The sequence below is a fragment of the Mycobacterium sp. E136 genome (genome assembly GCF_001666865.1).
Taxonomy (GTDB): Bacteria; Actinomycetota; Actinomycetes; order Mycobacteriales; family Mycobacteriaceae; genus Mycobacterium.
Map to the genome: position 1 here is coordinate 1 of NZ_LZJE01000296.1, position 6,310 is coordinate 6,310.

Genomic DNA, 6,310 nt, shown 5'->3' on the forward strand with positions numbered 1-6,310 from the left:
CGCTGTAGAGCTTGGCGTTGGCCTTCATCGCGGCTAACCATTGCGCGGTCGCGGGCTCGCCCTTGAGCTGCAGCAGCGCCGAGACGATCGCTTGGAAGTCGGCCTTGGTCGGGGGCGCGCCCCACCGCCCCTTCCACTGCGGCTGCTGCAGGTCGAGCAGCGACTTGGGCAGCTGGTCGGGTTGCAGCCTCGAGGTGTTGTAGACGAACACGGTGCTGCGCGCGGCCACCCCGGTCCACTTGCCCGACGGCGGACGGTATTGCGGCGGAACCTGATCCAGCGTTTCGGGCTGCAGTTCGGCGAACAACCCGGCGCGTTCGACGGCGGCCATCGCGGGGGAGTTCTCGGTCAGGAACACGTCGGCAGGCGATGCCTTCCCTTCGGCCACAAGCTGATTGCCGAGTTCGGTGTCACCGCCTTGCCGGTAGGCGACCTTGATCCCGGTCTCCTTGGTGAAGGCGTCGATCCACTCCTTGGTCAGCGACTCGTGCTGGGCGTTGTAGATCAGCAATTCGTCGCTGTCGCCCGAGTCCGAGCATCCGGTGGCGGTGACGGTGAGGGCGAGGGTGGACAGGACGGCGGCGATCAGCCTCCACCTTGGTCGCATGCAGGAGATCCTTTCGCGGGTACGTGCAGGTCAGGCCGCAATCTTTAGCTGAGGTTTACCTAATGAACATACCCTTCCCGGCCTCCGGGATCGCTGGCTGTCTCCTGATTCGACGCAGGCGGCGGCGAACCGACGGGTTTCGGTGTAGCTGGAGGGCGTGGCGGTCCTTTTCGGCACAGCACTCCGGCGTCGCCGTCCCCGGGGTACGTTTGCCTGGATCGGGGGCGGCGCGCCCCGCGGCACGGACTCCGAGGATGGTCGAATGAACGGATCCAAGCTTTCGGGACTGGTTTGCGGAGCGCTGATCGTGGCCGGTGCCATGTGGGCCGCTCCGGCCGCCGGTGCCGCACCGTGCACGGCCAGTGGCCTGGCGACGACGGCCAGCGGTGTGCTGAGCCAGGCAGGTGGTTATCTGGAGGCCCACCCCGGTGCCAACGAAGTGCTGACCGCGGCCGCGACACAGCCGCCGCAGGACGCTCGCGCCGCCGTGCGCGGCTACTTCACCGCGCATCCCAACGAGTACCTCGACCTGCGGGGAATCGCGGCGCCGCTGACGGATATGCGCGCGCAGTGCGGTATCGCCGTCAGCCCGGGGCAGTTGGCGACCTTGTTCGACGCGATGGGCGAATAGTCACATCCGTCCGTTGCGGGCGCGAACGAAGTTGTAGACGCCGAACGCGGCGATGCCGATGGCCGCAAGGACGAGAAGGATCTTGCCGAACGGCGCCTGTCCGAGGGTCTTGACCGCGGCGTCCAGCCCCGTGGCCTTGGCGGGGTCGGCCTGCAGGGTGGCCACGATGACGAGCACGCCCGCCCCCGCTAGGACCAGGCCCTTGGCGGCGTAGCCAGTGATCCCCACCGCTTTGACTCCGGTTCCGCCGGTATTGCGCAGGTCCCTGAAGAATCTCTTGGTCACGCCCTTGTAGACGTGGTAGCCGCCGACCGCGATCAGTCCGAGTGCGACCGCGATCAGCACGGCTTTACCCCAGCCGGATTGCATCATCTGCGCGCTGAGGCCGGCGTTCTGCTGCGAGCTCTGCTGGCCGCTGCCCACGGCGAAGCGGGCCGCGGAGAAGGCGATGGCGAAGTTCACGACGGCCAGACCGAGCGACTTCACGCGCTTCCACGCCGGGGTGTCGTCGTTGAAACGGCCCGATCCCTCGCCCGGCCGTGGGCCGACGACCGCTTCGGCGACGCGCCACAATCCGAGCGCGAGCAGACCCGCGGCGACGAGCCACAGGAGCACTGCGCCGAAGGTCTGTTGCGCGAGTGTCGCCAGAGCGCCCGACTGGTCTGCGTTGCCGCCGGATCCGAACGCGATCCGCAGGATCAGATAGCCGACGAGCAGATGGAGGACACCGCTGACCGCGAAGCCGGCCCGCGCGGTGTATTCGAAGGCGTCGCTGTCGGTGGCACGGTCGGCGACTCCGTGTAACGAGTTGTCGGTCATGCCGACCTGTACCCGCTTTTTGACGTCGGCGAAACGGTGTGGGCGCAATCTGTGGATGAAACCGGCGTTGGGGATAACGGTCTGCACGGACACGGGCGGCGCGTCGATGTGTCGGTGACCTGACCGACGGTCAAGCCATGACTTCATGGACGCGTGCCGAGATCGGCGCGCTGGGTGAGCAACTCGCGGTCGATCACCTGCGGTCGGTGGGCCTGCGGGTGCTCGAGCGCAACTGGCGGTGCCGGTTCGGCGAGTTGGATGTGATCGCGATCGACGACACGACCCGCACCGTGGTGTTCGTGGAAGTGAAGACCCGCACGAGCGACAGGTTCGGCGGTGTTGAAGAAGCGGTGACACCGCAGAAGGTGCGGCGGCTGCGGCGGCTCGCCGGGCTGTGGCTGGCGGCCCAGCAGACCGGATGGCCGATTGTGCGCATCGACGTCGTCGGGGTCCGGATCGGCCGGCGCCGCGCGCCGGAGATCATCCACTTCCAGGGGGTGGGGTAGATGGCGTTGGGGCGGGCGTATTCGGTTGCGGTCACCGCGCTCGACGGTCAGATCGTCGAAATCGAGGCCGACATCGGCAACGGGCTGCCCCGTGTCCACTTGGTCGGTCTCCCCGATGCAGCGCTCCAGGAGTCTCGCGACCGGGTTCGCGCCGCGATCACGAACTGCGGATGCGAGTGGCCGCAGGCTCGCCTCACGCTGGCGCTCTCACCGGCGACCTTGCCGAAAATGGGATCGGTGTACGACCTGGCGTTGGCGATGGCGGTGCTGTCGGCCAACGTCAAGGAGGAGTGGCCACGACTCGAAAAGGCCCTGCTGCTCGGCGAATTGGCTCTCGACGGGCGGGTCCGGCCGGTCAAGGGCATCCTGCCCGCAGTGCTGGCGGCGAAACGGGAAGGGTGGCCCGCGGCGGTGGTGCCCGCCGAGAACTTGGCCGAAGCCAGCCTCGTCGACGGCATCGAGGTGTGGGGCGTGCGCACGTTGACTCAGCTGAAGGCGTGGATCACGGGTACGGGGCAGCTCGAAGCGCGCATCGCGTCTCCGTCGTCGCGCCCCGAACCCCGGGCCGACCTCGCCGACGTCATCGGTCAAACGGAAGCGCGCTACGCGGTCGAGGTGGCCGCGGCCGGTGGCCATCACCTCATGATGACCGGCCCTCCGGGCGTCGGTAAAACGATGCTCGCGCAACGTCTTCCGGGCCTTCTACCGCCGCTGTCCGACAGTGAGGCCCTCGAAGTCACCGCAATCCACTCGGTGGCGGGTCTGCTGTCGGAGGAAACGCCGCTGATCACCCGCCCGCCCTTCGTCGCACCGCATCACACGTCGAGTGTGGCGGCGATGGTCGGCGGCGGGTCAGGAATGGCACGCCCCGGCGCGGTCAGTCGTGCGCACCGCGGCGTCCTGTTTCTCGACGAGTGCGCCGAGATCGGCAGCAGCGTGCTCGAGGCGTTACGAACACCCTTGGAAGACGGGGAGATCCGCCTCGCGCGCCGCGACGGCGTCGCCAGGTATCCGGCCCGCTTCCAACTGGTTCTGGCGGCCAACCCGTGTCCATGTGCGCGCCCCGACCCGCGGGACTGTGTGTGCACCGGACATGAGAAACGGCGATACCTCGGCAAGCTGTCCGGCCCCCTGATCGACCGTGTCGACCTTTACGTGCGGATGCACTCACTACGGGCGGGTGCGATCGTCGCCAAGGACGGCGAGTCCACCGACGTGGTGCGCGAGCGGGTCGCCGCGGCGCGGGCGGCCGCTGCGGAGCGGTGGCGGCCGTACGGCATCAGCACCAACGTCGAGGTCAGCGGATCGTTGCTACGCCGCAAGTTTCGCCTGCCTCCCGCGGTGATGAAGCCGTTCGAGGCGGCGCTGAACCGGGGCACGCTGAGCGTCCGCGGAATGGATCGGACCCTGCGGGTCGCGTGGACGCTCAGCGATCTTGCCGGACGGACATCGCCGGTTCTCGAGGACGTCACCACGGCGTTGAGTTTCCGTCCGGCCGGGGGTGCGCTGTGAGCGACGAAACCCTGAAGGCCTGGGCGTATCTGTCCCGAGTGGTCGAACCCCCGTGTCCGGCACTGGCCGCACTCGTACGACGGGTGGGCGCAGTGGAGGCCGCGGCGCGGGTGCGTCGCGGCATGGCGGGTGAAGAGGTCGACCGTCGAGCCGAAGCCCGGCGTGACATCGACTGCGCAGGAAAGGATTTGGCCGTGTTGGCACGGCTCGGGGGCCGGCTGGTCACCTGTGATGACGACGAGTGGCCACTGCTGTCGTTCGGTGGATTCAGAGGTGCACCCGACCGGTTGCGGCCGCAGGCACAGCCGCCGTTGGTGTTGTGGGCGATCGGTCCCGCCGCGCTCGACGAGGTCGCCTTCCGGTCCGCCGCCGTCGTCGGGACGCGTGCAGCGACAACTTACGGCGAGTTCGTGGCGGCCGACATGGCGACCGGACTGGCCGAGCGCGATGTCGCGGTGGTGTCCGGTGGCGCGTTCGGCATCGACGGTGCCGCGCACCGCGCGGTGCTTGCCGTCGAGGGTGTCACCGTCGCGGTGCTCGCCGGAGGCGTCGATGTGCCGTATCCGGCGGGCCATACCGCGCTGTTACGGCGGATCGCCGAACAAGGCCTGCTGCTCAGCGAATATCCGCCCGGTGTCAGGCCTGCACGTCATCGGTTTTTGACGCGCAACCGCTTGGTGGCCGCGCTGGCGGGGGCGACCGTCGTGGTGGAGGCCGGCGCGCGAAGCGGTGCGGCCAACACCGCGGCCTGGGCGCGCGGGCTCGGCCGCCCGGTGTGTGCGGTTCCCGGCCCGGTCACGTCGTCGGCGTCGGTCGGGTGTCACGCCCTGTTGCGCAGCGGGGCGCACCTCGTCACGCGCGCGGCCGACGTCGTCGAGCTGGTTGGTCGGATTGGCGAACTGGCGCCGGAAGAGCAGCGACCGGTCTCACCGTTGGACGAGCTCAGCGACACCGACAAGCGGGTCTACGACGCGCTTCCGCGCCGCGGCGGGCGCACCGCCGAAGAGATCGCGGTGGCGTCCGGCCTGCCGGCGCGCCAGGTGCTGGGTCCGCTGGCGACCCTCGAACTTTGCGGACTGGTGGTCAGCCGCGACGGGAGGTGGAAGTTGGCGCCCAGGTGACATGCGTTGTCCGCGACCGCAGGCGCACAAGGTAGAACCCCGGCCGGCGCGACCTGCTCGTATAGTCGGTGAGGCCGGCTCGTACCCAGTTCGGTCGAACCGGCTAGCGAGTTTTGGAAGGATTTCTGTTGGCAGGGCGACCGATACACACTTTCGAAGTGGTGCGTACTGAGCAATTGACCCCACACCTGCTCCGGCTGGTTCTGGGCGGCCCGGGGTTCGACACGTTCACCCCGAACGAGTTCACCGACGCTTACGTCAAGATCGTGATCGTCGATCCGGCGGTCGATGTCGCCGCATTGCCGCAACCGCTGACCATCGACTCGTTCTCTTCGCTGCCGCCGGAACAGCGGCCGACCGTGCGCACGTACACCGTTCGCAACGTCGATCCCGAGCGTCGGGAGATCTGCGTCGACTTCGTGGTGCACGGTGACCACGGTGTCGCTGGGCCGTGGGCTGCCGCTGCAACCCCCGGTCAGCCCGCGTACCTGATGGGGCCCAGCGGCGCCTATGCGCCGGATCCCGCCGCCGACTGGCATCTGATGGCAGGCGACGAAGCAGCGGTCCCCGCGATCAGCAATGCGCTGGAAGCGTTGCCGGACAATGCCATCGGGCACGTGTTGATCGAGGTCGCCGGGCCCGATGACGAGGTCCCGTTGAAGAAGCCCGACGGTGTCGAGGTGCGGTGGGTCTATCGCGGTGGTCGCGCGGACCTGGTTCCCGAAGATCAAGCCGGCGACCACGCCCCGCTCATCGCCGCGGTGAGAGAGACGCCGTGGTTGCCCGGACAGGTGCAGGTGTTCATCCACGGTGAGGCGCAGACGGTGATGCACAACCTGCGGCCCTACATCCGCAAGGAGCGCGGTGTCGAGGCCAAGTGGGCCTCGTCGATCTCCGGCTACTGGCGTCGGGGCCGCACCGAGGAGACCTTCCGCGAGTGGAAGCGCGAACTGGCCAAGGCCGAAGCCAACGCCTGACCGTAGGCCTGGCACGCTTGCCGCATGACGTTCGGTAACTACCAGTTCGAGATCTACCTGCAAGGCCTCTCCGGCATCGTGCCGAACCTGCCGATGACCTTCGCGGAGTGGGAAGCCAAGGCGGAGTCGGCGATGCC

General features: G+C 68.4%; 7 protein-coding genes. 5 read left to right on the forward strand and 2 right to left on the reverse strand.

Going from position 1 to position 6,310, the window contains the following annotated elements:
* A partial coding sequence (locus tag A5698_RS19020) for an extracellular solute-binding protein (protein ID WP_156670817.1) occupies positions 1-607 on the reverse strand: 607 nt, incomplete at its 3' end.
* A 262-nt stretch (positions 608-869) separates the two neighbouring features.
* Here A5698_RS19020 and A5698_RS19025 point away from each other — a divergent pair.
* Positions 870-1,238 carry a heme-binding protein gene (locus tag A5698_RS19025; protein WP_068300032.1) on the forward strand — a complete coding sequence of 123 codons (369 nt, stop codon included), beginning with the start codon at positions 870-872 and terminating at the stop codon, positions 1,236-1,238.
* On the opposite strand, the gene A5698_RS19030 is transcribed toward A5698_RS19025, so the two are convergent.
* A complete protein-coding gene (locus A5698_RS19030; RefSeq protein ID WP_068300041.1) occupies positions 1,239-2,057 on the reverse strand; it encodes a DUF1206 domain-containing protein in 819 nt (272 codons plus the stop codon).
* Positions 2,058-2,194: 137 nt separating this feature from the next.
* Here A5698_RS19030 and A5698_RS19035 point away from each other — a divergent pair, with 137 nt between their 5' ends.
* The 4 genes from A5698_RS19035 (at position 2,195) to A5698_RS19050 (ending at position 6,173) form a co-directional block, all read left to right on the forward strand.
* A complete protein-coding gene (locus A5698_RS19035) occupies positions 2,195-2,563 on the forward strand; it encodes a YraN family protein (protein ID WP_068300035.1) in 369 nt (122 codons plus the stop codon).
* Positions 2,564-4,075 carry a YifB family Mg chelatase-like AAA ATPase gene (locus A5698_RS19040; protein ID WP_068300037.1) on the forward strand — a complete coding sequence of 504 codons (1,512 nt, stop codon included), beginning with the start codon at positions 2,564-2,566 and terminating at the stop codon, positions 4,073-4,075.
* Positions 4,072-5,196, forward strand: coding sequence for a DNA-processing protein DprA (gene dprA, locus A5698_RS19045; RefSeq protein ID WP_068300039.1), 1,125 nt, complete (start codon positions 4,072-4,074; stop codon positions 5,194-5,196). The genes A5698_RS19040 and dprA overlap by 4 nt, the downstream gene beginning before the upstream one ends.
* A 128-nt stretch (positions 5,197-5,324) precedes the next feature.
* On the forward strand, positions 5,325-6,173 hold the full coding sequence (locus A5698_RS19050; protein WP_068300043.1) for a siderophore-interacting protein: 849 nt from the start codon (positions 5,325-5,327) through the stop codon (positions 6,171-6,173).
* The last annotated feature ends 137 nt before the right edge of the window (positions 6,174-6,310 follow it).

Excerpts from the sequence above, each read along its gene's own strand:
- A5698_RS19040 (WP_068300037.1), top strand. The coding sequence starts at position 2,564 with ATGGCGTTGGGGCGGGCGTATTCGGTTGCGGTCACCGCGCTCGACGGT.
- A5698_RS19025 (WP_068300032.1), top strand. The coding sequence starts at position 870 with ATGAACGGATCCAAGCTTTCGGGACTGGTTTGCGGAGCGCTGATCGTG.
- A5698_RS19030 (WP_068300041.1), bottom strand. The coding sequence starts at position 2,057 with ATGACCGACAACTCGTTACACGGAGTCGCCGACCGTGCCACCGACAGC.
- A5698_RS19035 (WP_068300035.1), top strand. The coding sequence starts at position 2,195 with ATGACTTCATGGACGCGTGCCGAGATCGGCGCGCTGGGTGAGCAACTC.